Source organism: Streptomyces sp. GESEQ-4, assembly GCF_017948455.1.
In the GTDB taxonomy this organism is placed as follows: Bacteria; Actinomycetota; Actinomycetes; order Streptomycetales; family Streptomycetaceae; genus Streptomyces.
Genome location: NZ_JAFFSU010000022.1, coordinates 88,750 through 115,082 on the forward strand (window position 1 = coordinate 88,750; position 26,333 = coordinate 115,082).

Genomic DNA, 26,333 nt, shown 5'->3' on the forward strand with positions numbered 1-26,333 from the left:
TGGAGCCTCCCCCGCCACCGCCTTGACACTGCCCGGCGACCGTGGGGTACTGCGGATTGCGAAGCCGGGCGGATGTGACGGGGGTGAGTCTCCTGCCGGAGCTGCGCTACCCCACCGTTTCCGAACTTGTCTCGTCCGCCCGGACGTTGGCCGCGCACCGGCCCGGCCTCTGCGCCCTGAGACAAGTGGGGGTCTCCCGCGCCGGCAGACCCCTCCATCTGCTGTCGATGGGCCATGCCCGCCGCGCCGTCCTGGTCGTCGCCGGCGCCCACGCCAATGAGCCGACCGGGGGCTCGACGACCCTCGCCCTCGCGGAACGGGTGCTGCACGAGCGGCAGTTGCGGGCCGATGTCTCCTGGCACTTCCTGCTGTGCGCCGACCCCGACGGGGCGAGCCTGCATGTGACCCCGGCGCCGCGCAGCCTCCACGACTACCACCGCGGCTTCTTCCGGCCCGCCGCACCCGAGCAGCCGGAATGGGCGCCGTCCGCACTGCCGCCGGACCGGCTGCCGCCGGAGACCCGCGCCCTGACCCGCGTCATCGACGAGTTGCGCCCCTTCCTCCAGGTGACCCTGCACGGCACCGACCTGGGCGGCAGCTGGGTGCAGCTGACGAAGGACGTCCCCGGTCTCGCCGAGCCGTTCGCCAAGTCCGCGGCGGAGCTGCACATCCCGGTGGAGACCGGCGCCTCCGACGCCGCCGGTTGGCCCGCCTCCGGACCCGGCGTGCATGTGATGCCCGGCCCCGGCGCGGGCGCCGCGTACCCGAGCATGCCGGACGACGCGCGGCACAGCACCTGGTACCACGTGCACCGGTACGGCGGTCTGACCGCCGTCGTCGAGGTGCCGATGTGGGCGAGCGACCTGGTGGACGACCCGGCGCCGCATCCGGCTCCGGCAGCCGAGATACGGCGGCTGGCGGAGCGGCTGCTGCGCGACTCGCTGGAGGTGGAGCGGGTGCTCGCCGAGGCGCTGCCGCGGCTCGCCGACGTCGACGGGCCCCTGCTGCGCGCGGCCAGATGGGCGCTGGAGCTGGTTCCGGGGCTGGCCGAGGACTGGACGCTCACACAGCCCGCCGACGATTCCATGGCGTACGTCGGAAGCGTGGACGCGTTCGCGCGCCGGCTGCCGTTGCGGGCGGCGGCCATGCTGATGCGGGTCCTGCAGGAGAACGGCGACCGCGCGGCACCCCGGCTGGAGCGCCTCGTCGCGACCTGGAGCGACGCCTTCGCGGAACGCTTCCGCGCCCGCTGGGTGCCGCTGGAGCACCAGGTGGAGCACCAGTCCCGCACGGTCGTCGCGGCGGTACGGCACGCACGCGACCGGGCGACGTGAGGCTCCGAGTGACTCGCTGAGCGTTCACGCGCGCGTGCCGGTGATTCCGCTGATTCCGTCACGCGCGCGTACCGGCCGGCCGGCCCGACGGTCAGGTGGGACGCGCGAACACCGACCCCGTCGACGCCGCCATCACGCACCGGTTCGAGAACGTCTTCGTGTACGTGACCGGCCGTCCGTTCCACTCCCCGCGCGCGTGGACGGTCACCGGCGCGTAGATCATCGTGCAGAAGGTGTCCTTCTGCGGGATGCCGCCGATGTCGCCGCCCGCGGCCTCCAGCTCCGCGCAGGCGTCAGCCGCGCGCGCGGGCCCCTTGGGCGGGTCGCACAGGAGCAGCTTGCCGGGCGTCTCGCCGGCCCGGGCGTCGCCCTGGGTGACGGTGAGGTAGAGCCAGTTGTCCGGGGGAGCCTGCCGGGGCGCCGACTGCGCCGGAGCCGCGGAGGCGACGAGGAGGGCGACCGCCGCGAGCAGGCCGCCCCGTACCGCTTTCGCTGTGGTGAAGTACGTCATTCCCGATGCATCGGCACGGCGGCCTGCGAGCCCCACCCCGACTCACCCGAACGGGAGCGCACCGGCCCGTGCCGTCCGGCCAGTTCGAAGGCGGCGAGCACCACCCGTGCCTGGTACTCCACCTGGCGGGCGACCGGGATCCAGCGGGCCCCGCAGCCGTCGCGGTAGTCCGCGCACCACGCGTCGACCAGCCGGTCCAGTTCCGGCAGCACCCCGGCCGGGTCACCGCCCGCGCCCGCGACGAGCTGGTGCAGCAGCCCCGCCGTGCGCAGCGCGAGCCGGCGTCCGGCGATGCGCAGGGTGGCCAGGTGGGCGGTGCTGAGCGGGGGCAGCGGGCGCACGCCGTCAGCGCCCTCGATGTCCGGGTCCCATGCGTCGGCGAGGCCGGGGCAGACCAGTAAATAGTCGTCGACCGGGGCGAGCAGGCGTGCCGCGTCCGGTGCGCCCGCGTGGTGGAGCCGGATCCGCGTCAGGAGCCGCCGCAGGGCCTCGGTGTCGTGGCGCAGCGTGTGGCTGACGGTCCGCAGCACTCCGGCCGGGTCGGCGGGCTCGGTGGCGTCCTCCACGGCGGCCACGCTCCACATGGGCGCCTCGACGACCGCGGTCACCGTGCCGTACGGGTGCGGGTGGAACCACGTCGACTCGACGGCGGCCTCGGTGATGGCGGCGGCCAGGTCGCCCCGGCGCGGCGGCGGTATCCGGTAGACGGCGGGGCCGAGGCCCGGCCAGTACAGGGTGTCGTACGGGCCGAGTTCGCGCGGTATGCCGAGGCGGGCCGCGGTGTGCGCGACGCGTCCGGCGAGGCCGGGGAGGTCGCGGGTGAGTTCGACGAAGCCGCCGCCCACGTCGACGCCGTGCAGGGAGCACTGGAGGAACGGCCGCAGTTCGTCCTGGAGGTCGAGCAGGGCGCGGGTCTCCGGCAGTACGGCGGCTGCCGCGCCCTCGGGCAGCCATTCGGGCTGCTCGAGGAAGCCGGGCCGAAAGAAGTGCCGGAAGTAGTGGCCCAGGGTGTACGGGCCGTGCAGCCAGCCCTCGTTGCGGCGCAGGCCGTCGGGGTCGAGGCAGAGCAGCAGGTTCCAGGTGGCGTCGGCTCCTTCGGTGAGCCGGGGGTCGGCGAGCGCTCGTTCGGCGAGCCGCAGGGCGGTGGCGCCGCCCACGGGTTCGTTGGCGTGCGGGCCGGCGACGACGAGGACCTGGCGGCTGCCGTGGCCGACGGACAGCAGCCACAGGGGCGTGCCCGCGCGGGAGGTTCCAACACGGCGCAGTCGGGCGGCCCGGGGATGCCGGGCGACGAGTGTCGCCGCCCGGGCGTGCAGCTCGTCGACGGTCGGGTAGCGGAGGAGTGGCGGCAGGGCACACCTCCACATGTGGTGCCGTCGGTTCACCTGGTGTGCATGGTGTACGCACAGTCAGTCACGAGATGACGGGTACGTCAACACCGCGAGAGGCAAAGGCATTTCGGCCACCGGGGCGCGATCTGGACCGGGGCCGGACTCAGTTCGCGGCGAGCCGGAACGACATCCGCCCGAAGCCGACCTGATCACCCTCACGGACGACGGCGGCACCGATGACACGTCGCCCGTTGACCGTCGTCCCGTTGGTAGAGCCGAGGTCCCGCAGCACCCACATGCCGCCCTGCCGGCTGAGTTCGGCGTGCACCCGGGACACCGTCTCGTGGGTCAGCCGGAGCCCGTTTGCGGGGTCGCGCCCTATGCGCAGCGGATGGCCGTTGCCCGCGTGGGGCAGCAGCAGCTTGGGCAACCGCTCGGCCTGCCATGCCCTGCGCAGCCGTACCGTGAAGCCGGAGACGGCCTCGACGGTGCCGAACACCAGCCGCGACAGCCGGCTCTCGGTGGGCAGGTCGGCGGTGAGGAGCGCGAGGTCCTCGGACCGGCGGGCGGTCAGGGCCAGCTCCATGCGCCGGATGAACGTGTCGTGCGACAGGCGGCCCATTTCGACGCCGTCCCGGAGCACCTTCAGCGCCCTGTCGCGCTCCGCGTCGGAGAGCCGCGCGGGGTACGTGTTGAACTCGAAAAACGGCGTCACGCTCGTGATTGTCGGGCAGTGAACGCCGGGTGTCCAGAAAAGGCGAGAACAGCCGCCACGCGCGCGTGCTCCGACGACACCCGCCGCAAAAGGGAAGATTCAAAAGCGGATTGATCTCGTTTGAAGCACCATGGACGGGCTACATCACGGTGAGCAGACGAAGGGGAACCGTCCGTGCAGTTCGAGGTGTGGGCACCGCAGGCAGACCGAGTGACGCTCCAGTGCGAGGGCGCCACGCGCGCGTTGGAGCGCGATCCCGACCGAGCGGGCTGGTGGAGGGGGGAGGCCGATGCCGATGACGGCTCGCGGTACGGGTTCGCGCTGGACGACGGCCCGGTGCTGCCCGACCCGTGCTCGCGCCGGCAACCGGACGGCCCGGACGGGCTGAGCGCTGTCGTCGACCACGAGCGGTACGCGTGGCGCAGCGAGTGGGCCGGGCGCCCGCTGCCCGGTGCGGTCCTGTACGAGCTGCATGTGGGCACGTACACGCGCGAGGGCACCCTGGACGCGGCCGCCGAGCGGCTCGGGCATCTCGTCGAACTGGGCGTCACGCACGTCGAGTTGATGCCGGTGTGCCCGTTCCCCGGGCGGCACGGCTGGGGGTACGAGGGGGTGTCGCTGTGGGCGGTGCACGAGCCGTACGGCGGCCCCGAGGCGCTGAAACGGTTCGTCGACCGGGCGCACGAACTGGGCCTGGGCGTGGTCCTCGACGTGGTGCACAACCACCTGGGGCCGTCCGGGAACTACCTGCCCCGGTTCGGCCCGTACTTCACCGACACGCATCACACGCCCTGGGGTTCCGCCGTCAACCTGGACGCGCCCGGTTCGGACGAGGTGCGCGCGTATCTGCTGGGCAGTTCGCTGGCGTGGCTGCGGGACTACCGGATCGACGGGCTGCGCCTGGACGCGGTGCACGCGCTGGCCGACACGCGCGCGTGCCACTTCCTGGAGGAGCTGTCGACGGCCGTGGACGCCCTGTCCGCCGACGTGGGCCGGCCGCTCTTCCTCGTCGCCGAGGCCGATCTGAACGACCCCCGACTGGTCAGCCCGCGCGCGGAGGGCGGCCTGGGCCTGCACGCCCAGTGGAACGACGACTTCCACCACGCCCTGCACACGGCACTCACCGGCGAGTCCCAGGGCTACTACGCCGACTTCGCGCGAGCCCCGTTCGCGGCGCTCGCCAAAACGCTCACGGGCGGCTACTTCCACGACGGCACGTACTCGAGCTTCCGGGGCCGGTCCCACGGCCGTCCCCTGGACCGTACGCGCGTGGCCGCGCACCGGCTCCTCGGCTACGCCCAGACCCACGACCAGGTGGGCAACCGCGCCCTGGGAGACCGGCTTTCGGCGTCCCACTCCCCCGGGCTGCTGGCCTGCGCGGCGACACTGACGCTGACCGCGCCGTTCACGCCCATGCTGTTCATGGGCGAGGAGTGGGCCGCGGGCACGCCCTGGCAGTTCTTCACCGACCACACCGACCCCGAGCTCGCCGAGTCCGTACGGCGGGGCAGACGGCGGGAGTTCGCCGCGCACGGATGGGCCGAGGAGGACGTGCCCGACCCGCAGGACCCGGCGACCCGCGACCGTTCCTGCCTCGACTGGTCCGAGCCGGAGAACGAGCCCCACGCGCGCGTGCTGGCCTGGCACCGCCGCCTCATCGCCCTGCGTCACGAGCAGGCCGACCTCACCGACCCCGACATCGCCGACACCAAGGTGGCCTACGACGAGGTGGGGCGCTGGCTCGCATTCCGGCGCGGGGACGTCCGCGTGGCCGTCAATCTCGCCAAGGGGCCGGCGGCGATCCCCCTGGGCCCGCGTCCGGCGCAGGTGCTCGCCGCGTGGGAGCCGGTCGAAGCGCCGGGCGCGGACGGGATGCTGCATCTGCCCGGGGAGTCGTGCGTGGTGCTGTTGCAGGACTGAGCGGTGGGTACGTAAACGCTTGCGCGTTGGCCAAGACCGATCGGCCCCGCTCTATGACTCCTCGTCCCGCAACTCCGTCACCCGTTCCAGCAGGATCGCCTCCCAGGCCCGCTCCAGCTGCTCCCGCAGCAGGGGCAGAGGGCTGCCGCCCCGGCCTTCGAGGCGTTCGGCCAGGCGGATCAGGGTGTCGCAGCGGGCGAGCCAGAGGCCGCGCAGACAGGGGCGGGCGCCGTAGCCGGCGAGGGTGGCGGCCCGGACGGCGGCGGGGGATCCGACGGCGAGCGCGAGGCCGGCGATGTCCTCGGCCGGGTCGCCGAGGACCGCGTCGGTCCAGCCGAGGACGCCGCGTACCCGGCCGTCGGCGCTGACCACGAGGTGCTCGCCGGTGAGTGCGTGGTGGACGAGGACCGCGGTGCCGGGCTGGGCAGCGAGCTGGACCGCGGCGGGTGCGGTGAGCTGCTGGAGGCGTACGGCGTCGAACTCGTCGGCGGCGGCGAGCCGCCGGGCGGTGCGTTCGGCGGACCGGCGCAGGGCCTCCAGGGAGCGGGGTGCGGCGCGCGGGACGCCGAGGGTCTCGGCCTGCCGTACGGGCACCTCGCGCAGCCCGGTGAGCAGCCCGGCCAGGTCGGCCTCCCCGACGGCGGACACGTCATGCTCCTCGGCCGAGCCGCCGGGGACCTTGGTGTCCAGTGTGTAGGTCAGCCCGGGAGCCCACTCGCCGTGCGCCACGCTCGTCGGCACGGCTACCGGGAGGTGCGGGCGGACGAGGTCGCGCAGGCGCAGTTCGCGGCGCTGACGGACGGTGGCGTCGCGGTCGGGGGCCAGACGCAGGACATGGCGGGTGCCGACCCACCAGGTGGCCTGCCCCCCGCCCTCCGCGACCGGCCGGACGTCGGGTCCGGCGGCGCTCTTCCCGGCGTCGGCGCCGTCCTTGAGCAGGGAACGGACCAGTCGGCGGACGGTGTCCGCGGTGGGTGTCGGTGCCTGGGTCATGGTCGCGCCGTCGTCGCTCGAAGTCGTCGTGGGAGGCTCCTGTGCTCGGTCAGTCCACTATGACCAGCTCGCGGGTGGTGTCGTTGAGGCGGCGGGCGCCGTCCTCGGTGACCGTGACGATGTCCTCGATGCGGACGCCGAAGCGGCCGGGCAGATAGACGCCGGGCTCGACGGAGAAGCACATGCCGGGCACGAGGGGCTGCTCCTCGCCCTCGATCATGTACGGCGGCTCGTGCGTGGTGACGCCGATGCCGTGCCCGGTGCGGTGGATGAAGTACTCGCCGTATCCGGCGTCGGCGATGACCGCGCGGGCGGCCCGGTCCACCTCCTGACAGGCCACCCCGGGACGTACGGCTCTGAAGCCCGCCTCCTGGGCCTCGCGTACGAGGTCGTGGACCCGGCGTTCCTCGTCGGTCGGTTCGCCGACGTGGACCGTGCGGGAGGTGTCGGAGCCGTAGCCGTCCTTCAGGCCGCCGAAGTCGAGGACGACCATGTCGCCGTGCTCGATGACCCTGTCGCCGACCTCGTGGTGCGGATTCGCCCCGTTCGGGCCGGAGGCGACGATGGTGAAGTCGACCTGGGAGTGCCCGAACCGGCGCAGCAGATGGGCGAGGTCGGCGGCGACGTCGGACTCCTTGCGCCCGGCGAAGGGAACCTTCCGGATCTCCTCGAACGCCGCGTCCGCGGCCGCGCCGGCGGCCGCCAAGAGTCTCAGTTCCGCCGCGTCCTTGACGGCGCGGAGCATCGGCAGGGCGTCGGTGAGGGAGGCGTAGGAGGTGCCGGGCAGCGCCTTCTGCAGGCCCAGCAGATGCAGGGCCCAGGTGTTGTCGCTGATGCCGAACCGCCCGGTGGAGTCCAGGAGCGCGGCGGCGGCGGCGGCGTAGGGGTCCTTGCCGTCGGTCCAGTCGCGCAGCGTCAGCGCGGGCGCGCCGGGCGCCTTGGCCGCGTCCGGGGCCTCCAGGGTGGGCACGACGAGTACGGGGTCACGGCCGGGGGTGAGCACCAGCAGGGTGAGCCGTTCGGTGACCGCGGGGGGCGCGTAACCGGTCAGCCACACGAGGTCCGGCCCCGGCGCCACGAGCAGTCCGGCGAGCCCCGCGTCGGCGGCCGCCCGGGCCGCACGCTCCATCCGGGCCCGGTAGTCGTCGGCGCCGAAGGGCGCGGGCGCGGTGCCGGTCATCCTGGCCTCCCTGTGCGGCTGAAAGGACTACGTGCAGCATCCTGCCCTTACGACGGGGGCCGCGCGAGCCGATTTGCCTGACTTTTCGACGCGCCGTTCCCGGTGCTGACCGGCCCGGGCCATCACGACAGCCGTGCGCCGACGTGCGACTGGATGGAAGCGACCCGCGACGAACTGGACGGCAACCTTCCGGAGGGTCATGTGACGACACCCGGAATCACCGTCAACTGCTGGTAACCGCCGCCCTCATGACGCACCGTCAAGGTGACCGCTGCTCCCGGCCGGGTGTCGGCGACCGCTTGCGCGAGGTCGGCGGCCGAGTCGATCCGGGTCGTGTCGAAGGCGAGGAGTACGTCGCCCCTGACCAGGCCCGCCGTATAGCCCGGGCCGGGGACATGGACGCCGACGACCAGCGCCCCGGACTTCTCGGCGTCCACGGCCTCCACACCGAGCGTGGCACCGGCGGGCGCCGGTGACGGGGTGGGCGTGGCGGGCGGTGGGGTGGGTCCGGGGAGCGCCTGGCCTTGCAGATCGGCCAGCTTGCTCATGCCGATCACGGTGGCGCCCACCGTCCCGAGGCCGACGCCGGACAGGACCAGGACGGCCCCGAGGAGCAGGCCGAACAGCAGGGTGGTGAGCCGTCGGCGACGCCGGCGGGCGGCGTGCGGGCGCCGGACGGGGTCGGGCGTGGGGCTGCCGCCGGGGTCCTGACCGGGCATCGGCTTCGGACGCAACGCTGTCTGTTCCATGTCTCTCGCCTCCGGCTGAGAACTACCCGGAGCACCGGCGCACGACGAGCCACGAACGAGTGAGACTGACCCATGGTCAAGAGCGGGAAGCCATAGTGACTCACGCTCGTCGGGTCAGCGCGCCCGGCACCGCCGCCGTCAGCCGACGGGCAGGGAAGGCGGTCGGTCCGGGAGGAAGCCGTGGGCGCGGCGGGACAGCCAGTCGGCCTTGTAGCGGTCCACGTTCCGGTGCCAGTTCAGGATGCCCGCCATCCAGTTCTGCAGGTCGGTGACATAGCCCCGCATGATCGCGCGGGCCTCGTCGGAGAGCGCGAAGTCCTCGTAGACGACGGGCAGTTCATGGGCGGCGACATGCTGGAACTGCTGCATGCGCTGGGTCATCAGGTCGTGGACGACGCCGACCGCGGTCGGGTAGTCGCAGCCGAAGAAGTTCTGGACGACGAGGACGGCGTTGTGGATCTCACCCTCGTACTCGATCTCCTTCTGGTAGGAGAACACGTCGTTGACCAGGCAGGCGTAGTCGACGGCCGCGTTCTCCAGAGAGCGGACGGGGCCGCTGCGGTACACCTCCGCGGGGACGGCGGGGCCGTGGCCCACCCGGCACAGGCTCATGGTGAGGTCGGCGCCGAAGGTGGCGCGCCGCATCTCCAGGTAGTCGACCGGGTCGGGGACGCGGTTCTGGAGCTGGTTGGACAGCTCCCACACCCAGCTCTCGGTCATGACGTCCACCGTGGCCTTCACGGTGCGCCGTTGCTCGGGGGTCATCTCCGCCGTCGTACGGGCCCACAGGTCGATCAGTCCGCGCTCCATCGCGTTCGCGGGGGCGGGGACCTCTTCACCGTCGACGGGCATGCAGGCGGACAGCCGCGCCGTGGTCAGGCGGGCGGCTGCCAGGTCGCGGCGGTGGCCGAAGACGAGCGGGTAGTAGTCGTCGCCGTAAGTGCCCCAGGCGAGCCATTGGGCGCTGAGGCCGAGGGCCTCGGGGGTGGCGTCGGGGTCGAGGCCCGCCGAGCACAGCGCGAGGTCGTAGGCGCGGAGTTTGTCCTCGTCCCAGACGCCTTCCTGGAGGATGCCCATGCGGTTCGCCCAGCCGGTGAGGCGGTGGCGGGCGTCGTCGAGGTGCGGGCTGAGCTCCACTTGGAAGGGCATGTGGAAGTCGGGCAGCAGCGACGGGCCGACCTTCTGGAACGGCACATGGGTGTGGGCGCGCAGGCGCTCGGCGCCGGCCGCGGCGAGGAGCGCGCCGACGTCGGCGGCGGAGGTGCCGGGGCCGGTCAGGCCCTGCCAGGGCGAGGTGGCCCGGGCGCGCTTGTTCATGTAGCGGCTGGAGCGCATGTGCCATTCGTGGCCGCCTGACTGCCAGTCCTGAAGTCCCTTGGTGTACGCGGCGATCGCGGCGAGTTCCCCGGGGGCGAGGCCCTTCTCCAGGGCCAGCGCGGGCACTTCGGTGAGGGCGGTGTGCTCGAACTGGTGCAGCCGGGAGGTCAGGATGTCGTTGACGGTGTCGGCGGCCTCCTGGGTGGTGCAGCCGAAGAAGGTCTCCAGGACGAGTACGCCGTTGCTGAGTTCGCCCTCGTCCTCGACCTCCCGCTGGTAGGAGAAGAGGTCGTTGCGCAGGTGCACCGCGTCGGAGAACGTCTCCATCAGGACCCTGAGCGGCCTCGACCCGGCGACGGCCGCGGGCACTTCGGCGGTCGCGTACTCCACGAGCCCCGACGACCAGGGGGCGCCGCCCACCTTGCGGCGCATCTCGATGTATTCGACGGGGTTGGCGATCCGCCCCTCGTTGATGTTGGACAGCTCCCACAGGGACTCGTTGAGCAGATGCTCGGTGGCGACCGAGAAGCGCCGCCGCCAGTCGGCGGACATGGCGGGCACCGTGCGCGCCCACAGGTCGGCGAGGCCGGCCTCCACCGGGTTCTGCGGCTCGGGCACCTCGGCGGACAGGTCCATCGGCATGAACAGCGGCAGCCGGTCCAGATAGGCCTTGCCGCCGGCGCGGTCCTGGGTGCGCTTGAAGATCTCCAGGAAGTGGTCGTCGAAGAAGAAGACCCACACGTACCAGTCGGTGATGAGGGAGAGGGCGGGTCCGTCGCAGTCGGGATGGGTGTAGGCGCAGAGCAGGCCGTAGTCATGCGCGTCGAGGTCGGACTGTTCCCAGATCCCGGACCCCTCCAGCATGCCCATCTCGCGCGCCCAGGCGGTCGAGTGGGCGCGGGCCTCGTCGACATGCGGGTTCAGCCGCGCGGGATACGGCATGTAGAAGTGCGGGAGTTCGAAGGGCTGCTGCGTCATGGCCGGGCCCTACCCACGCGTTTCGGGCGACATCCGCGGCCCCGGACATGATCACACCATCGCGTGAATCAGCGGTGAATCCGGGAGTTCTCGACGGGACTTGTGGCGTTCATCTCTACGCGCGCAGACTACGGAAATTCACGTGTCCCTTCGTATGGGAGTTCCGATGAACCAGCCCAGATCCCTCTCCCGCCGCACCACGCTCGCCGCACTCGCCGGGGCGGCGCTGGCCGGCACCTCGGCCGTGCCCGCGGCGGCATCGGACCGCCGTGGTCGTACGGTGCGTTTCGCCACGTTCAACGCCTCCCTGAACCGCGGCACTCAGGGCGCGCTCGTGTCCGATCTGTCCACGCCGGACAACGCCCAGGCGAAGAACGCCGCGGAGACGATCCAGCGGGTCGACCCGGACGTGCTGCTGATCAACGAGTTCGACTACGTCGAGTCCGGTGCGGCGGTTCGCCTCTTCCTGCGCAACTACCTCGCCGTCGGGCAGAACGGCGCGAAGCCGGTCCGCTACCGGTACCACTTCACCGCCCCGGTGAACACGGGCGTGGCCTCGGGTCTGGACCTCGACGGGCGGGGCGGCGCGGTGACGACGCCCGGTTCGGACGCGTACGGCCAGGACGCGTACGGATACGGCTGGTTCCCCGGGCAGTACGGCATGGTCGTGCTCTCCAAGTACCCGATCGACACCCGCGCGGTGCGCACGTTCCAGCGTTTCCTGTGGCGGGACATGCCCGGCAACATCATGCCGACCGACTACTACAGCGCGGAGGCGCAGGCGGTCCTGCGGCTCTCCTCCAAGAGCCACTGGGACGTGCCGGTGTGCGTCGGTCACGAAACCGTGCACTTCCTGGTGTCGCACCCCACGCCGCCCACCTTCGACGGCACCGAGGACCGCAACGGCCGGCGGAACCACGACGAGATCCGCCTGTGGGCCGACTACATCGGCGGGCGCCGGCGCGGCTCGTACCTGTACGACGACAAGGGCAGGCGTGGCGGTCTGCGGCCGGGGGCGCGCTTCGTGCTGGCCGGCGACCAGAACGCGGATCCGTACGACGGCGACAGCTACGACCACGCCATCCGCCTGCTCCTTGACCACCCGGCGGTCAGCCTGCCCAAGGTGCCGCCGACGAGCAAGGGCGCGGTCGAGGCGGCGCGGCTCCAGGGGGGTGCGAACACCTCGCACATCGGCGATCCCGCCTACGACACGGCGGACTTCGGCGACACCGCTCCGGGCAATCTGCGTGTCGACTACGTCCTGCCGTCCAGGGGGCTGATACCCGCGTCGAACGGCGTGTTCTGGCCGACGTCCGACGACCCGCTGTACCGGCTGGTGGGCGGCGGGGCGAACGTGCCGACCTCCGATCACCGGCTGGTGTGGCAGGACGTGCGCGTGGTCTGACCGTCCCCGTCAGTACGACGCTCAGGCCCCTCGCACCGCCCGGCCCACCTCGGTCCGCAGCGCCACGAACTCGGGCAGTCCCCGGGTGGTGATCTGGTCCCGCTTGCCGGGGAGTTCGACCGGCAGGTCCCGTAGGACGCGGGAGCCGGGGCCCGGGGAGAGGACGACGACGCGATCGCCGACGTACACGCTCTCGTCGATGTCGTGGGTGACGAAGACGATGGTGGTGCCGTCGGTGCGGTGGACCTCGAGGAGGAGGTCTTCGAGGTCCTCGCGGGTCTGGGCGTCGAGGGAGCCGAAGGGCTCGTCCATGAGGAGGAGCGAGGGGCGGCAGACCAGGGCGCGGGCGATGGCGACGCGCTGCTGCATGCCGCCGGAGAGCTGCCAGGGGTGACGGCGGGCGGCGCCCTCGAGGCCGACGCGTTCCAGGATCCGCTCGGCCTCGGCGCGCCGCTCGGCCCGGCCGAGGCCGCGGCGGCGCAGCGGCAGGGCGACGTTGTCGCGGACGGTGAGCCAGGGGAAGAGGGAGCGGCCGTAGTCCTGGAAGACGACGGCGAGTCGGTCGGGCACGCCGGTGACCGGTGTGCCGTCGATGGTGACCGTGCCGTCGCGGGCGGGGAGCAGGCCCGCGATGGTGCGCAGCAGGGTGGACTTGCCGCAGCCGGACGGGCCGACGACGCTCAGGAGCTGGCCGTCGGGGACGGTGAGGGTGATGTCGTGCAGGACGGGGTGGTCGCCGTAGTGCTGGGCGACTTCGTCTAGGCGGAGCATCCGGCAGCGTCACCTGGCCCAGGGTTCGTAGAGCGCGCCCTCGGTGTCGGCGACGCGGAGGTGGAGGAGGTGCGGGCCCGCGTCGTCGCCCGCGTTCAGGGCGCGGTCGAGGGCGGCGGGGAGGTCGTCGGGGTGGGCGGCGTACGAGGAGGGGCAGCCGAAGGAGGCGGCGAGGGCGGCGAAGTCGATGCCCTCGATGTCCGTGCCGGGGACGGGAGAGACGCCGATCCGGCGGCCGAGGGCGCGGACGGCGCCGTAGCCGCGATTGTCGAGGACGAGGAAACTGACCGGAGCGCCGAGGCTCGCGGCGGTCCACAGCGCCTGCACCGAGTACAGCGCGGAGCCGTCGCCGATCACGCACGCCACCCGGCGCCGGTCGGCGAGGGCTCGGCCGACCGCGAGGGGCAGCCCCCAGCCGAGGGCTCCGCTGCCGGTGGTGAGGAAGCCGCCGGGGAGGTCGACGGGCACGCGCGCGTGGAACGCGTCGCGGTGGCTGGGGGCCTCCTCGACCCGGACCCGGTCGCGGGGCAGTCGCTCGCGCAGGAGGTCGAAGACCAGCTCCGGGGTGATGTCAGGGGTGGCCGGCACGGGTTCGGGTGCCGGGCGGGGCGGGGGCGGTGCGCGGTCGGGGTCCAACAGCCGCGCGGTGAGATGGGCGAGGGCCGGTTTGAGGGTGGTGACGAGGCTTGTGCCCAGCGGCAGCCAGGCCGCCTGCGCCGGATCGCAGTCCAGGTGGAACAGCTCGGTGCCTGGCGGCAGGAGCGGGCCGTCGTCGGCGACGTGGTACGTGAACAGGGGTGCGCCGAGGGCCACGACCACGTCGTACGGTGCCAGGCGCGCGGCGAGTGCGCCTGCCACCGGGGGCAGGAAGCCCTGGAAGAGCGGGTGGGTCTCGGGGAAGCCCGAGCGGCCGGACAGCGGGCTGATCCACACCGCCGACCTGGTGCGCTCGGCCAGCGCACGCGCCTCGGACTGCGCCTCCTCGTCGTCAACGCCCGGGCCGATCACCAGCGCGGGCCGGGCGCACGCGTCGAGCCGGGCGGCGAGGTGGGCGAGCGCCGAGGGCGAGGCCATGAAGCCGCCGTGCACGGTCCGCGGCGCCACGGGCTCGGCGGGCCGGTCCCAGTCGTCCTCCGGTACGGAGACGAAGACCGGCCCGCGCGGATGGGTCATCGCGATCCGGTGGGCCTCGGCGAGGACGGCGGGCACGTCGGCGGCGCGTTCCGGCTGGCGGGCGAACTTCACGTACGGGCGCGGGAATTCGGCGGGCTGGTCGGCGCCGAGAAACGGGCGCAGCTGGATCAGCGAGCGTGCCTGCTGGCCCGCGACGATCACCAGGGGGACGCGGTCGCGGTAGGCGTTGAAGACGGCGCCCAGGCCGTGGCCGACGCCGCCGGCGGAGTGGAGGGAGACGAAGGCGGCGCTGCGGGTGCCGAGGGCGTGTCCGGCGGCCATGGCGACGGCGGTGGACTCCTGGAGGCCGAGGACGTAGGTGAAGTCGTCGGGCCAGTCGCGGAGCATGCGCAGTTCCGTGGAGCCGGGGTTGCCGAAGACGGTGGTCATGCCGGTGTCGCGCAGCAGCCGCACGACGGCGTCGAGGACGGTGCCGCTCATACGGGCCTCCCCTGTGCGCTCATATGGGCCTCCCGTGCGAGTTCATACGGGCCTCCCCTTGCCGATCAGCCGCTTCTCGACCGCCAGCAGGCCGGTGTTGAGCAGATATCCGAGGGCGCCGAGCAGGACCAGCGCCGCCCAGACGGTGAGCAGGTCGGAACGGGACTGGGCGTCGGTGAGCGTGAAGCCGATGCCGTTCGCGGTGCCCGGCAGCAGTTCCGAGAACACCATGAGGATGAGGGAGAGCGAAAGGCTCAGGCGCAGGCCCGCGAAGATGCGCGGCAGCGCGGAGGGCAGGAGGAGGAAGCGGAGCCTTTCGACGGCGTTCAGCCGCAGGACCGCGGCGACGTCGAGGCGCAGCGGGTCGGTGTTGCGGGCCCCCTCCGCGGTGTTGATCAGCACCGGCCAGAGAGCGCTGAAGGCGATCGACGCGACCTGCATCTGCGTACCGAAGTCGAGGACGACGACGAAGACGGGGACGAGGGCCGGGGGTGGTACGGCCCGCGCGAACTGGAGCACCGGGTTGCACAGCGCGTACGTCCGGCGCGAGCGGCCCACCGCCACACCGAGCGCGATGCCGGCGACGGCGGCGATCAGGAACCCGGCGGCCATCCGGCCGAGGCTGGGGCCGATGTTGTCGACGGCCGCGTCGGTGAGGAACACGTGCCGGACCGGGCCGGAGAACCACAACTCGTAGGCGTGGTCGGTGATACGACCCGGTGGCGGGAAGTACACGCTGTCGTGCGCCCGGGCGGCCACCTCCCAGCACCCGACGGCGACGGCGAGCACGGCCCAGCGCAGCAGCCCACCGCCCACGGCGCCCCGCCCGACCTGCCGTACGCCACCACCCCGCACCGCCACCGCACTGTCCCGGCTCACACGCCCCTCCCCCGATAGGCCGCCGCCCGCTCCCGCTGCTCCGGCGTCCACGGGAACAGCCGCCGCTCGCCCCACACCAGGACGCCGTTGATGAGAAGCCCCAGCGCGCCCGCCCACACCACACCCGCGAGCACGTCGCGGGTGCCGTCCGTCGACAGGCTCGCCTGGGCGATGAAGATGCCGAGGCCCTCGCCGAAGCCCGCGAGGATCTCCGTGGCGACGGCGAGGATGAGCGCGACGGCGGCCGAGATGCGGATGCCGGCGGCGATGAAGGGGGCCGTGCCGGGGAGTTCGACGCGCAGCAGGACGGCGAGCCGCCCGAAGCCGAAGGCGCGCAGGGTGTCCTTGGCGAGGGGGTCGGTCTCGCCGAGGCCGTAGACGGTGTTGAAGAGGATCGGCCACACGCACGCGTAGGTGATCAGCGCGACCTTGGTCTCGGTGCCGGAGCCGAGCAGCAGGGAGACCAGCGGGATCAGCGCGACGGACGGCAGCGGCCGCAGGAACTCCACGATCGCGCGTACGGCGGCGTCGACGAGGGGCACGCTGCCCAGCAGCAGACCCAGCGGGACGGCGATCGCGCACGCGAGGCCGAGCCCGAGCATCCAGGCGCGCAGGGTGGCCCCGATGCCGTCCAGGAAAACGCTGTCGCCCGCCAGCTCCAAGGCCCGCGAGAGGACTTCGGAGGCGGGCGGCAGATAGCTGCGGCGCACGATCCCGGCCCGGCTCACCGCCTCGCACACCCCGAAGGCGAGGAGCACGCCGAGGAGACCGAGCCCGAGTTCCTGACGCCGTCTCACTTCACCACGAGGGTCGCCGGGTCGATCGGCTTCTTCAGCATCCCCTGTTTCTTCATCAGGTCGGTGAGCCGGGAGATCTGCTCGGCGTCCACGGTGGGCGGAAAGGCCGGCAGCCCGATCTGCTCCGCCTGCTCCTCGGTCACCTTCGTGTACGTCGGCAGGATCTCCCGTACCGCCGACGGGTCCTTCCCGGCGATCTCGGCGGCGGCCTTGAGGGCCCGTTGGAAGGCCGCGAGGGTCTCCTCGTTCTCGTCCGCGAAGCGGCTCGACGTGAGGTAACCGCTGAGCGGGATGTCCTCGACGGGCGCGGCCGCCCCGTCCACCACGATCCTCGCCTGCAACTCGTCCTGGATCACACTGTCGAAGGGCTCGACCGCGTGGACCGCGTCGACCTGCCCCTTCTCCAGGGCGGCGCCCATCTGCGGGAACGCGACCTGCCGGTAGACGGGCTTGCCGACGCCCTCCTTCTCCAGGATCTCGTTCAGGGTCAGCGACTGAACGTTGTTGAGCAGGTTGACGGCGAGTTTCCGCCCCTCGAGGTCGGCGGCGGTCTTGATGTCCGAGTCCTTCGGGACCAGTACGTCCATCATGTGCGGCGCGGCCCGGATCGACTCGGCGACGATCCGGATGTCGAGGGTGCCCTGCTCATGGGCCTGGAAGTAGGTGACGTAGTTGGCGCTCGCCACCATGTCGACCTGCCCCTTCGACAGCGCGGGCAGCGCCTGGAGGCTCTGCTGGATCTGCTGGATCCGCACGTCCAGGCCCTCCTTCTCGAAGAGCCCGCGGTCCTGTGCGATATAGAGCGCGGCGCAGTCGATCAGTGGCAGTGCGGCCACGGTGACGGTTTTCTTATCGCCGGACGCGGAGTCGGAGCCCTCGTCGTCGCCGCATGCCGTGAGGGCGAGGGTCAGGGCGGCCAGGGTCGCCGCGAACTTCCGCGGTCCCGCAGGTAAGTGACATGACGTCATGCGCGCATGAGTATCAGGGATTTGTCATGATCACCACAGTAGTCGCATGCCCTCAGGTGCGGACCTGGATCAGGGCGTGTGTGCCACCGGTCCGCCAGCACTGTCCCTCTGCGGCGACCAGTGCGGCCTCCGTGGCGGGGTCGAGGCCGGTGATCACATCTGACTTCAGGGTGCGCAGCGCGGCGACCGGACCCGGGAAGTACGCGGTGACCTCGTCGAAGGGTGTGGTCGGCGGCCACATCCGGTCGCCCACCAGGCGGCGGTAGTTGAGGTCGCCCTTGACCACGGTGAGGGTCGCCGAGGCGAAGTCCGCTCGCAGGTCGTCGGGCATGGCGGCGTACGGCAGCGGGGCACAGGAGAAGGGGTGGGCCCGTACCGTCAGGCGGCCGTCGGTCATCGCCGCCCACAACTCACGCCCGTGCCCGGCGGCCACGCCCGGTACGGAGGTGATCCGGCGCAGCGCGTCCAGGACGTCGGCTGTCGTGGCGTCGGAGACGTAGTACGGGTACGGCTTGATGTGCAGCACCGCCCGCCCGATGTGCCCGTGCGCGAGGAGGTGGGCGATGAGGAGCAGGTCGGGGATGAGTTCGCGGCCCGCGTTGTCGGCGACGAGGCAGAGGGTGCCGGCGCCGGAGGGGGGCAGCAGCGACCAGAGGGTGTCGCTGTCGTCGGCGACCAGGGCGGGCGTGGCGGCGGGTGTTCCCGCACCCTTGGCGGAGAGGCGGAAGCCGAGGTCCGCGCGGTTGCCCCACAGGGAGCCGTGCAGCAGGGCGCGCGCCTGCTCGTCGGCCGGTTTCGCCTCCAGGTCGTCGAGCGCGGCGAGTTCCTCGTCCGTCTCCGGGGCGTCGAGTTCGGCGAGCTTGGAGGGGCGGAACGGGTCGATGCCCTGCCAGGCGCCGGGACCGAAGTAGCCGACCGCGTCGAGGAGCCGGCGGTAGAAGTAGCTCTCGGACCACAGCCACGGGATGTCGAACCAGGACCGGCCGGTGTGCTCGGCCGCGCCCCAGCCCTGCCAGCGCTCCCGGTCGGGCGCGTCGGCCGGGAGCGGTTCGGCCACGCCCTTGGTGCAGCTGTCGAGGAGCGCGTCGAGTGCGTGCTGCTGCGCGGGGCCGTACGGGAAGGCCTCGCGGATCTGCCGCACGATCGCGGGGTGCCGCTCGGCGAGGACGCTGTGCGGGAATGAGCCGGGTTCGTTGCCGAGGATGACGGGTGCGGGCGGGGCGGAGGGCATGCGCGTCACGGTATCGCCCCAGCTCCGCTGGAAGGGTGCGTGGTTGGAAGGGGCGCGAAATGCCGTCGGTCGGCTGCGGGCCGGTGGGGGCTGGTCGCGCCCACGCGGCGGAGCCGCATCTGGATACAGCCCCGCGCCCCTTCGGGGCGCTATATGCCGTCGGTTTTCTGCGGCTCCGTCGTGGCTGGTCGCGCCCACGCGGCGGAGCCGCATATGGATACAGCCCCGCGCCCCTACGGGGCGCTTAGCCGGCCGTGATTTCCCGTTCCAGTCTGGTGGCCAGGCTCAGGTAGCGGGCGCGGCGGGGGACGGGGACCAGGCCGCGGATCAGGACATGCCACATCTCGGCCATGCGGCGGGGCTGCCGGGCGAGTGGGTCGAGGGAGCGTCCCACGATCCGGGTGCCGACGAAGAAGGAGACCAGGGCGTGGGCGACGGCTTCGATATCGATGTCCTGGTGGACATCGGACTCCCTGACCGCGCCGCCGAGCTTGCGCGAGGAGAACTCCAGCCACTCGGTGAAGGGGTGCCGCAGCGGCGGCCGTACGGCGACTCCGGCGGTGGCGAGCCGGAGTCCGGCCCGGTGTATCGGGCCGTCCACGGACAGGCGGGCGATGCCGAACGTGGTGCGGATCAGCGCTTCGAGGGACGTGCAGCCCCGGCTGTCCATGTCCTCCACCAGTTTTCGAGCCGCCGTGGACTGGATCTCCAGAATGGCGTGGGCCAGATCCTCCTTGGCCGCGAAGTGGAAATACAGGGCGCCCTTGGTGACGCGGGCGTGCTCGACGATGTCGCTCAGACTGGTCGACTCGTATCCCTGGTGGTCGAACAGATCGGCGGCCGCGGTGATGATGGTCGCGCGGGTCTGCTCGGCGCGTAACTGCCTCGCCATCGTGGGGACTCCTGAACAAAAAAGACGGCTCGCGCCGTTTGTTTCTGACTCCCCGTATAAGATAACTCACCGTACAGCGTGATCGACGAGCCCCAGTCGTCCCGTCGACTTTCACTCCATTCCCGCGACTAGCGCATTCACACCCTTCGCATCGTGTGGCGCCCGTGAAGGGTTGGCCGAAAAACAGGGTGGACGGTATCGAACGACGGCAAAAAACGACGGGCCGACCGGTGCCCATCCGCACCGGTCGGCCCGTCCGCTTGTGGACGTGTTCGCTCAGAAAGTCAGCTTCCAGCTGTTGAGCCTGCCCGTGTCCTGCGCCGCCGTGTCCTGGACGCGCAGCTTCCAGGTGCCGTTCGCGGTCTCGCTGGACGCGTTCACCGTGTAGGTGGTGTTGACGTTGTCCGCCGAGTCCGACGAGGCCGACTTCAGGCGGTAGGCCGAACCGTCCGGCGCGATCAGGTCGATGACCAGGTCACCGCGGTAGGTGTGGGTGATGTCCACGCCGACCTGGAGGGCCGAGGGCGCGTTGCCGCTGCGGCCGCTGACCGCGATGGAGGACTCGACGGCCGCGCCGTTGTCCGGGACGGAGACGGCCGTGCCGCTGGTGAAGGTGGTGCCCCCCGTGGAGCCGCCGGAGCCGCTCACCGCCTGCACCGTCTTGGCCGCGTCCGCCAGGCCCGCGCCGCAGCCGCCCGAGCAAGCCCCGGGCAGGGCACGGGCGTTGGCCTTGATGGCCGACTCGACCTGGGCCGGCGTCAGCGCGGAGTTGGCCGACTCCATCAGCGCGGCGAGGCCCGCGATGTGCGGGGTGGCCATGCTGGTGCCCTGGTAGTAGTCGTAGTTCTCGGTCGACGGGGTCTTCGCGCCGGAGTTCAGCGTGGACAGGATGCCGTTCGCGGTGCCGGTGCTGGTCTGGCCGCCGGGCGCCGAGATGTCCACGAGGGAGCCGAAGTTGGAGTAGGACGCCTTGGCGCCGGAGCGGTTGGTCGCGGCGACCGAGATGACGTTGTTGCAGTTGCCCGGGTTGTGGTTGGCGACGTTGTCGCTCTCGTTGCCCGCGGCCACGACGACCGTCGTACCCCGGTTCACGGCCCCGTTGATCGCGCTCTGGGTGGCCGAGGAGCAGGCGCCGCTGCCGCCGAGGCTCATGTTGATGACCTTGGCGACGTTGGTGTTCGCCGGGACGCCGGAGACCGTACCGCCGGACGCCCAGGTGATGGCGTCGATGATGTCGGAGTCGTAGCCACCGCACTTGCCGAGGACGCGCACCGGGGAGATCTTCGCGCCGTACGCGACGCCCGCGACACCCTTGCTGTTGTTGGTGGCCGCGGCGATGGTGCCCGCCACGTGCGTGCCGTGCCAGGAGGAGTCGCTGGCCGGGATGCCGGCGCCGCACTCGTTCGCGTTGTACCAGTCGCCCGGGTCGGCCGGGTTGCTGTCACGGCCGTTGCCGTCGACGGAGACGGCGGTGTCGGAGATGAAGTCGTAACCGCTTACGACGTTGGCCGCGAGATCCGAGTGCGTGACGTAACCGGTGTCGATGACGGCGACGGTGACACCGGTGCCGGTGGTGGTCGCCCAGGCGCCCGGCACGTTCATGCCCGCGGTGGCCTCGAACAGGTCCCACTGCTTGGCGTACTCGGTGTCGTTCGGGTCGGCCTTGGCGGTGTTGAGGCGGTCCGGTACGACATAGGCGACCTGCGGGTCTGCCTGGTACTCGGCGACGACGTCGGCGACATCGGTCCTCGACAGGTTCTCACCGAGCTCGACCAGGGCGGCACCGGTGCCAAGGCGGCGCTGGAAGTCCAGGTCTTCGCCGGCCTCCTTGCCCTTGGCCACGGCGTCGGCGTCCGCGGCCCTGTTCGACTTGGCCTCGGTGGCACCGGACTTGTAGCCGACGATGAGACGGTCGGCGACGGCGCCGGGGGCGGCCTCGGTCTGCGCGGCCGGGACGGCGGCGGCTTCCCGGGCGCCCGTTTCCTGGGCGACGGCGGTCGAGGCGGTGGCGGCGGTGACGAGTGCGGCGGAGACCGCCGCGACGGATATCAGCTTCCGTCTGAGCGAGGGGGAGGTACGCAAGGGCTTTGCCTTTCGTTGCCGGACTCCGGGCAGCGCGGAGCGGCGGTCGATTCGCTTCGTCCTCGAAGCGGCGGGGGGTGAGCCGAAAAGCGGTCGGGAGGAAACCCGAAGTGCGTTGCGTGGCCGGCCGGGCGCGGACGCCGACCCGTCCAGGGGTTACCTGTGGGTCAGCTGAGGTCGAACGATAGGCAAAGGAATCACCATCCGGATACAGGGGAAACCCTCGATCCGGCCGGAAACCCACCCTAGACAGCGGGCAGTTGACCGGTTACGACACCTTTCACCCCGGACGTCACGCGATGAACGCGCCGGACGCGTCGTCCGTACTGCACACAGCAGACCGCTCGCAACACGACAGACCGTTCGCATGCCCGGCCGAGGAGACGTTCCGGATGTCCCGGATGACCGCATACCGCAGAGCCCTGGGGGCCGTAGCCGTGGCCCCGTTCCTTCTTCCTCTCTGGGCGGCGGGACCGGCACAGGCGCACGGTGCGCCCACGGATCCGGTGAGCCGGGTGTACGCCTGCTCCCCCGAGGGCGGAGAGGCGACCGGTTCGGCGGCCTGCGAGGCGGCCGTCGGCGCGAACGGCGCGCCCTTCACCGCCTGGGACAACCTGCGGATCGCGAACGTGAACGGCCGGGACCGGCAGACCATCCCGGACGGGCAGTTGTGCAGCGGCGGCCTGCCCGCGTACCGGGGGCTCGACCTGGCCCGCTCCGACTGGCCGTCGACGAACCTGAAGCCGGGCGCGGCACTGACGATGCGGTACGCCTCGACCATCCCGCACACCGGCACGTTCCGGGTCTATCTGACGAAGCAGGGATACGACCCGTCGAAGCCGCTCACCTGGTCCGACCTGCCGTCGCAACCGTTCGCCGAGGTGACGGACCCGGCCCTGACGGACGGCGCGTACCGGATCACCGGGACGCTGCCGTCCGACCGGACGGGGCGGCATGTGCTGTACACGATCTGGCAGAACACCAGCACGGCGGACACGTACTACTCGTGCTCGGACGTGGTGTTCCCGGCGTCCGGGCGGGGCGGGAGCGCGGCGACGCCGAAAGCGCCGGGTTCGGCGTCGCCGGCCGGCAAGTCGGCATCGCCTGCCGAGAAGAGCCCCGCCGAGAAGAGCAAGGCCCCGTCGCCGACGCCCACCCGGAACAGCGCACCGCCGAGTCCGGCGGCCGCCACCCCGCAGACCCCGGACAGCACCCCGCTCGCCTCCACCCCCGACGCCGGCTCGGGCCCCTCGGCCCCGATGGTGGCGGGCGGCGCCGCGGCGGTGTTGGTGCTCATCGGCGGCACCGCCCTGGCCCTGCGTCTGCGTCGGAGCTGAACGCCGGGCGTACGAGGGTCAGTTGACGTAGACGAGTGCGCCCGCGTCGGTCACGGGGGCGTACTTGGCGGTGAAGTAGCCGTTGGCGAAGCAGAGCGAGGAGCCGGACGTCTTGGTGAACTGCTGGGCGGTGAAGGCGATGCTGTTGTCGGTGTTGTCCGCCCGGCCGGTCAGGCTGGGGGCCTGATAGACGCAGGTGATGCTGCCCAGAAGGGTGCGCAGCACGACCGTCGTCTGGATGGCGGAGCCGCTCGCCGGGGTCACGGTGAGGCTGCCGTCGGAGGACACGGACGTCGTGTAGGGCAGGTTGTCGACGGAGATGCTGGTGACGCCGAGCACGCCGACGACATTGGTGGTGCAGCTGGCGCTGTTGAAGGTGTGGCCCGTGACGGACTCGGTGGCGGTGCCGGGCGCGGTGGGGTTGTCGGTGACGGTCGCGGTGAACTGCGACTCCGCGCAGGAGATGCCGCTGGTGCCGGTCGCGCTGGAGTAGAGGGTGGCCTTGGTGCCACTGGCCAGCGGTGCGGTGAGGACATCGCCGACGGCGACGGGCGTGCCGGCGAGGCCGCCGGTGGTGAGGACCTGGGTGTCGGCCGCGGAGGCGGGGACAGCGGCCGGGAGGGTGAGGGCGGCGACGGCGGTGGCCAGGGTGAGCAGGGTTCGCGTGCGCATGGGGGTGCCTCGATTCTGAGGTGAAGGGGTGAAGGTGGGGGGTGGGCGCGCGTGAGTGCCTGCCGTTGCCGGTCCGAGACGCCTTCTCCGTACGTGACGGACCGGCAACGACAAGCCGGCCTGTGAGCGGCCGGGGAGGGGGCGGGAAAGGCCCGCCGGGGAGGACAAGAGGTCCGGGAGAACGCGGGCAGTGCCGCGGGGCGGATCCGGCGCCACGGATCCGGGGAGAGCAGTGCAAGTTGTAAACCTGAGGGTTGTTCAACGTCAAGGGTTCTCAAGGGAGTTGGGACACGAACCGCGGTCTTCGCGGAGGCCGGGAAGCCCTTGGCGCACAGGTGGCACACAATCGGCACGTTTTTTACACAACTCTCTTGACCCTCAAATGTAACCCCCGGTAACTTCCTCGGCGGCTACTGCCGCGTAACGAGAAAGCCCTTGCGACCGCCGGGAGTTGTGGGGAGGCGTGCGCGGCAGCCGCTGTCCGCGCCAGGACGCCGTGCCGTGCACGATCCGACCGCATTCACCAGTCCTCTGGAGCCGCCATGACCCCGCCCTCGGACGTCTCGTCGTCCGCCGACCACACCCCCGAAAGCGGTTCCACCACATCCACCACCTCCGCCGAGCCGCACAGACGCGGCCGGGTCCGGCTGCGCCGGGCCGCGGTGATGGCCGTACCCGCCACGCTGGTCACCGCCGCGCTCGCGGTGCTCACCGCCGAAGGGGCGCTGGGCGTGCAGTTCGCGATCTCCGGCATGCCCTTCACCGTCACGGCGACCGAGCTCAAGGGCACGGGCTTCGAGCAGTTCGGCGGCCTCGACAACATGGCGCCGGGCAGCCCGAACGCCGGCGACACCGGCGGGCAGGTCCTGGTCGTCACGTCCGCGATCAAGGACGCGACGCTCACCAAGCTGTGTCAGAGCGTCGATCTCGGCGGTACGAACCTGCTGATCACGGCGGGCAGCGGCGCGGAGAAAGTGCATGCGCGCGACCTGACCACCGACTCGACCGAGCTGTCCGGTGACGCCGCCTTCAAGAACATCGAGATCGGCAACGACGCGAGTACGTTGACCAAGGCCGGGGTGAAGGGGCCGATCGGGGTGTTCAGTCAGCAGGCCGACACCGTGCGCATCAAGAATCTGCGGCAGACCAACTACGCCACCACCGCCGGGGTGTTCAAGCTTCCCGGCCTGAAACTCAGCTTCAGCAGCAAGGGTTGCTGATGTCGGGGTGGCGGGCCGGCCGGCCGTTCTGGGGCGGGTTGCTGCTTGTGCTGGGCGGGGTGGAGGTCCTCCTCACCATGAAGGCGTCGATGAAGGTCATGCTGCATGTGGGGATGCAGGGGGTGGCCGGGTATCTGCTGCCTGCGCTGATGGTGCTGCTGGGGTTGCTGGTGCTGTTCAATCCGGCGCAGCGGTTGTTCTATTCGATCACCGGGGTGCTGGTGTCGCTGGGGACCTGGATGACGTCCAACCTGGGTGGCTTCTTTGTGGGGCTGCTGTTGGGTGTGGTGGGGAGTTGTCTTGTGTTCGGGTGGCTGCCGGATCAAGAACCGCGGCGGGTTCGGCGGAAGGTTGTCAAAGCGGTTGCGCCGTAGGGGTTTCATCGAGTCTGGCGGGTGCAGGTTCGTGGGTGGCTGGTCGCGCAGTTCCCCGCGCCCCTGAGGGCGTTGCCGTCAACTTCCCGATAAGTGGAGGATCCCTTGACCACCGACCGCATCGACACCGAGCACGCTCACTCCGCTCGGATCTACGACTACATCATCGGCGGGAACGATCACTACCCGGCCGACCGGGAAGCCGGTGATGCCATGGTTCGGGAGTGGCCTGCGTTGCCTGTTCATATGCGGGCCAACCGGGACTTCATGAACCGGGCGGTGCGGTATCTGGCTCAGGAGGCGGGGATACGGCAGTTCCTGGACATCGGGACGGGCATACCGACCTCGCCGAACATCCATGAGATCGCGCAGGCGGCGGCCGAGGCGCGGGTGGTGTACGTCGACAACGATCCGCTCGTGCTCGCGCTGTCGGAGGGGATGGTGTCGGGTACGGCGGAGGGCAGGGTGTCGTACATCGAGGCGGACATGCGGGAACCGGCGGCCGTGCTCGACGCCCCGGCGTTCCGGGAGACGCTCGATCTCGGTGAGCCGGTCGCGCTGACGGTGATCGCGATCGTGCACTTCCTGCTGGACGAGGACGACGCCGTCGGGATCGTACGGCGGCTGCTGGAACCGCTTCCCGCGGGCAGTTTTCTCGCGATGTCCATCGGTACCGCCGAGTTCGCGCCGGAAGAGGTCGGACGGGTGGCGCGGGAGTACGCGGCTCGCGGTATGCCGATGCGGCTGCGGACGCACACCGAGGCCGAGGAGTTCTTCACGGGGCTCGAGCTCGTCGAGCCGGGCATCGTCCAGGTCCACAAGTGGCGCCCGGACGGCACGGGCACCGAGGTGGTCCGGGACGAGGACATCGCGATGTACGGGGCGGTGGCGCGCAAGGTGAGCTGACGGTTTGTCGGCGCAACCGGCACGGCGGCGCCGCGCGCTTCCGGCCAGCGCACATCACGATGTGGGAGCGACAACTCACTCCACGTGGTGGCGCACTTGACGACCGGTGGCCGTACACGATGTGATCCGCCCCAGCGAGAGTCACCCGTTCGGCGCA

23 protein-coding genes are annotated in these 26,333 nt (G+C 71.5%); 7 read left to right on the forward strand and 16 right to left on the reverse strand.

Annotated features, from left to right (window positions below; translation table 11 throughout):
* Positions 1–83: 83 nt before the first annotated feature.
* Positions 84–1,334 carry a M14 family zinc carboxypeptidase gene (locus KCH48_RS32275; protein WP_210579467.1) on the forward strand — a complete coding sequence of 417 codons (1,251 nt, stop codon included), beginning with the start codon at positions 84–86 and terminating at the stop codon, positions 1,332–1,334.
* A 91-nt stretch (positions 1,335–1,425) separates the two neighbouring features.
* Here the strand turns inward: KCH48_RS32275 and KCH48_RS32280 are convergent, their stop codons facing one another.
* The 3 genes from KCH48_RS32280 to KCH48_RS32290 form a co-directional block, all read right to left on the reverse strand.
* Positions 1,426–1,845 (reverse strand): SSI family serine proteinase inhibitor, encoded by a 420-nt coding sequence (locus tag KCH48_RS32280; RefSeq protein WP_210579469.1) that lies wholly within the window; start codon positions 1,843–1,845, stop codon positions 1,426–1,428.
* Positions 1,842–3,212, reverse strand: a complete 1,371-nt coding sequence (locus KCH48_RS32285) for a M14 family zinc carboxypeptidase (RefSeq protein ID WP_210579594.1) — start codon at positions 3,210–3,212, stop codon at positions 1,842–1,844. Before KCH48_RS32285 ends, KCH48_RS32280 begins: the two co-directional genes overlap by 4 nt.
* A 127-nt stretch (positions 3,213–3,339) precedes the next feature.
* A complete protein-coding gene (locus tag KCH48_RS32290; RefSeq protein WP_210579476.1) occupies positions 3,340–3,891 on the reverse strand; it encodes a DUF1707 and FHA domain-containing protein in 552 nt (183 codons plus the stop codon).
* 174 nt (positions 3,892–4,065) lie between these two features.
* Here KCH48_RS32290 and treZ point away from each other — a divergent pair, with 174 nt between their 5' ends.
* Complete coding sequence (treZ, locus tag KCH48_RS32295; protein ID WP_210579478.1) at positions 4,066–5,811, forward strand: malto-oligosyltrehalose trehalohydrolase; 1,746 nt, start codon at positions 4,066–4,068, stop codon at positions 5,809–5,811.
* A gap of 51 nt (positions 5,812–5,862) precedes the next feature.
* On the opposite strand, the gene KCH48_RS32300 is transcribed toward treZ, so the two are convergent.
* The 4 genes from KCH48_RS32300 to cyc2 form a co-directional block, all read right to left on the reverse strand.
* Complete coding sequence (locus tag KCH48_RS32300; protein WP_210579480.1) at positions 5,863–6,804, reverse strand: aminoglycoside phosphotransferase family protein; 942 nt, start codon at positions 6,802–6,804, stop codon at positions 5,863–5,865.
* A gap of 49 nt (positions 6,805–6,853) precedes the next feature.
* Positions 6,854–7,984: an aminopeptidase P family protein gene (locus tag KCH48_RS32305; protein WP_210579490.1), complete on the reverse strand. Its 1,131-nt coding sequence runs from the start codon at positions 7,982–7,984 to the stop codon at positions 6,854–6,856.
* A gap of 197 nt (positions 7,985–8,181) precedes the next feature.
* Positions 8,182–8,733: a PDZ domain-containing protein gene (locus KCH48_RS32310; protein ID WP_210579493.1), complete on the reverse strand. Its 552-nt coding sequence runs from the start codon at positions 8,731–8,733 to the stop codon at positions 8,182–8,184.
* 138 nt (positions 8,734–8,871) lie between these two features.
* Entirely contained in the window at positions 8,872–11,028 is a 2,157-nt protein-coding gene (gene cyc2, locus KCH48_RS32315) for a germacradienol/geosmin synthase Cyc2 (RefSeq protein ID WP_210579495.1), read from the reverse strand.
* Between the two features lie 166 nt (positions 11,029–11,194).
* On the opposite strand from cyc2, the gene KCH48_RS32320 reads away from it, so the two are divergent.
* A complete protein-coding gene (locus KCH48_RS32320; protein WP_210579498.1) occupies positions 11,195–12,433 on the forward strand; it encodes an endonuclease/exonuclease/phosphatase family protein in 1,239 nt (412 codons plus the stop codon).
* Positions 12,434–12,454: 21 nt separating this feature from the next.
* On the opposite strand, the gene KCH48_RS32325 is transcribed toward KCH48_RS32320, so the two are convergent.
* The 8 genes from KCH48_RS32325 to KCH48_RS32360 all read right to left on the reverse strand — a co-directional run bounded on the left by KCH48_RS32325 (position 12,455) and on the right by KCH48_RS32360 (position 21,667).
* Positions 12,455–13,204, reverse strand: a complete 750-nt coding sequence (locus tag KCH48_RS32325) for an ABC transporter ATP-binding protein (RefSeq protein ID WP_210579500.1) — start codon at positions 13,202–13,204, stop codon at positions 12,455–12,457.
* A gap of 9 nt (positions 13,205–13,213) precedes the next feature.
* Positions 13,214–14,818, reverse strand: coding sequence for a benzoylformate decarboxylase (gene mdlC / locus KCH48_RS32330; protein WP_210579502.1), 1,605 nt, complete (start codon positions 14,816–14,818; stop codon positions 13,214–13,216).
* Between the two features lie 42 nt (positions 14,819–14,860).
* The gene (locus KCH48_RS32335) at positions 14,861–15,697 is read right to left on the reverse strand and encodes an ABC transporter permease (RefSeq protein WP_210579504.1); all 837 of its coding nucleotides are present in this window, start codon (positions 15,695–15,697) and stop codon (positions 14,861–14,863) included.
* Positions 15,694–16,494, reverse strand: coding sequence for an ABC transporter permease (locus KCH48_RS32340; protein ID WP_210579506.1), 801 nt, complete (start codon positions 16,492–16,494; stop codon positions 15,694–15,696). Before KCH48_RS32340 ends, KCH48_RS32335 begins: the two co-directional genes overlap by 4 nt.
* The gene (locus tag KCH48_RS32345) at positions 16,491–17,462 is read right to left on the reverse strand and encodes an ABC transporter substrate-binding protein (protein ID WP_210579508.1); all 972 of its coding nucleotides are present in this window, start codon (positions 17,460–17,462) and stop codon (positions 16,491–16,493) included. Before KCH48_RS32345 ends, KCH48_RS32340 begins: the two co-directional genes overlap by 4 nt.
* Positions 17,463–17,514: 52 nt before the next feature.
* The gene (locus KCH48_RS32350; RefSeq protein WP_210579510.1) at positions 17,515–18,693 is read right to left on the reverse strand and encodes a damage-control phosphatase ARMT1 family protein; all 1,179 of its coding nucleotides are present in this window, start codon (positions 18,691–18,693) and stop codon (positions 17,515–17,517) included.
* 244 nt (positions 18,694–18,937) lie between these two features.
* Positions 18,938–19,585: a ScbR family autoregulator-binding transcription factor gene (locus tag KCH48_RS32355; RefSeq protein ID WP_210579512.1), complete on the reverse strand. Its 648-nt coding sequence runs from the start codon at positions 19,583–19,585 to the stop codon at positions 18,938–18,940.
* A gap of 276 nt (positions 19,586–19,861) precedes the next feature.
* The gene (locus KCH48_RS32360) at positions 19,862–21,667 is read right to left on the reverse strand and encodes a S8 family serine peptidase (protein ID WP_210579514.1); all 1,806 of its coding nucleotides are present in this window, start codon (positions 21,665–21,667) and stop codon (positions 19,862–19,864) included.
* Positions 21,668–22,059: 392 nt separating this feature from the next.
* On the opposite strand from KCH48_RS32360, the gene KCH48_RS32365 reads away from it, so the two are divergent.
* Entirely contained in the window at positions 22,060–23,004 is a 945-nt protein-coding gene (locus KCH48_RS32365) for a lytic polysaccharide monooxygenase (RefSeq protein ID WP_210579523.1), read from the forward strand.
* Positions 23,005–23,022: 18 nt separating this feature from the next.
* Here KCH48_RS32365 and KCH48_RS32370 read toward each other — a convergent pair whose 3' ends face one another.
* Complete coding sequence (locus KCH48_RS32370) at positions 23,023–23,676, reverse strand: Tat pathway signal sequence domain protein (RefSeq protein WP_210579533.1); 654 nt, start codon at positions 23,674–23,676, stop codon at positions 23,023–23,025.
* A gap of 542 nt (positions 23,677–24,218) precedes the next feature.
* Between KCH48_RS32370 and KCH48_RS32375 the strand changes: the two genes are divergently transcribed.
* The 3 genes from KCH48_RS32375 to KCH48_RS32385 all read left to right on the forward strand — a co-directional run bounded on the left by KCH48_RS32375 (position 24,219) and on the right by KCH48_RS32385 (position 26,176).
* Positions 24,219–24,896 carry a DUF6230 family protein gene (locus tag KCH48_RS32375; RefSeq protein WP_210579535.1) on the forward strand — a complete coding sequence of 226 codons (678 nt, stop codon included), beginning with the start codon at positions 24,219–24,221 and terminating at the stop codon, positions 24,894–24,896.
* Positions 24,896–25,270 carry a DUF6114 domain-containing protein gene (locus KCH48_RS32380; RefSeq protein ID WP_210579537.1) on the forward strand — a complete coding sequence of 125 codons (375 nt, stop codon included), beginning with the start codon at positions 24,896–24,898 and terminating at the stop codon, positions 25,268–25,270. Before KCH48_RS32375 ends, KCH48_RS32380 begins: the two co-directional genes overlap by 1 nt.
* A gap of 105 nt (positions 25,271–25,375) precedes the next feature.
* Entirely contained in the window at positions 25,376–26,176 is an 801-nt protein-coding gene (locus KCH48_RS32385; protein WP_210579538.1) for an SAM-dependent methyltransferase, read from the forward strand.
* The last annotated feature ends 157 nt before the right edge of the window (positions 26,177–26,333 follow it).

Excerpts from the sequence above, each read along its gene's own strand:
- KCH48_RS32325 (WP_210579500.1), bottom strand. The coding sequence starts at position 13,204 with ATGCTCCGCCTAGACGAAGTCGCCCAGCACTACGGCGACCACCCCGTC.
- KCH48_RS32365 (WP_210579523.1), top strand. The coding sequence starts at position 22,060 with ATGTCCCGGATGACCGCATACCGCAGAGCCCTGGGGGCCGTAGCCGTG.
- mdlC (WP_210579502.1), bottom strand. The coding sequence starts at position 14,818 with ATGAGCGGCACCGTCCTCGACGCCGTCGTGCGGCTGCTGCGCGACACC.
- KCH48_RS32280 (WP_210579469.1), bottom strand. The coding sequence starts at position 1,845 with ATGACGTACTTCACCACAGCGAAAGCGGTACGGGGCGGCCTGCTCGCG.
- KCH48_RS32305 (WP_210579490.1), bottom strand. The coding sequence starts at position 7,984 with ATGACCGGCACCGCGCCCGCGCCCTTCGGCGCCGACGACTACCGGGCC.
- KCH48_RS32375 (WP_210579535.1), top strand. The coding sequence starts at position 24,219 with ATGACCCCGCCCTCGGACGTCTCGTCGTCCGCCGACCACACCCCCGAA.
- KCH48_RS32380 (WP_210579537.1), top strand. The coding sequence starts at position 24,896 with ATGTCGGGGTGGCGGGCCGGCCGGCCGTTCTGGGGCGGGTTGCTGCTT.
- cyc2 (WP_210579495.1), bottom strand. The coding sequence starts at position 11,028 with ATGACGCAGCAGCCCTTCGAACTCCCGCACTTCTACATGCCGTATCCC.
- KCH48_RS32355 (WP_210579512.1), bottom strand. The coding sequence starts at position 19,585 with ATGGCGAGGCAGTTACGCGCCGAGCAGACCCGCGCGACCATCATCACC.
- KCH48_RS32285 (WP_210579594.1), bottom strand. The coding sequence starts at position 3,212 with ATGTGGAGGTGTGCCCTGCCGCCACTCCTCCGCTACCCGACCGTCGAC.
- KCH48_RS32370 (WP_210579533.1), bottom strand. The coding sequence starts at position 23,676 with ATGCGCACGCGAACCCTGCTCACCCTGGCCACCGCCGTCGCCGCCCTC.
- KCH48_RS32300 (WP_210579480.1), bottom strand. The coding sequence starts at position 6,804 with ATGACCCAGGCACCGACACCCACCGCGGACACCGTCCGCCGACTGGTC.
- KCH48_RS32345 (WP_210579508.1), bottom strand. The coding sequence starts at position 17,462 with ATGACGTCATGTCACTTACCTGCGGGACCGCGGAAGTTCGCGGCGACC.
- KCH48_RS32350 (WP_210579510.1), bottom strand. The coding sequence starts at position 18,693 with ATGCCCTCCGCCCCGCCCGCACCCGTCATCCTCGGCAACGAACCCGGC.
- KCH48_RS32310 (WP_210579493.1), bottom strand. The coding sequence starts at position 8,733 with ATGGAACAGACAGCGTTGCGTCCGAAGCCGATGCCCGGTCAGGACCCC.
- KCH48_RS32320 (WP_210579498.1), top strand. The coding sequence starts at position 11,195 with ATGAACCAGCCCAGATCCCTCTCCCGCCGCACCACGCTCGCCGCACTC.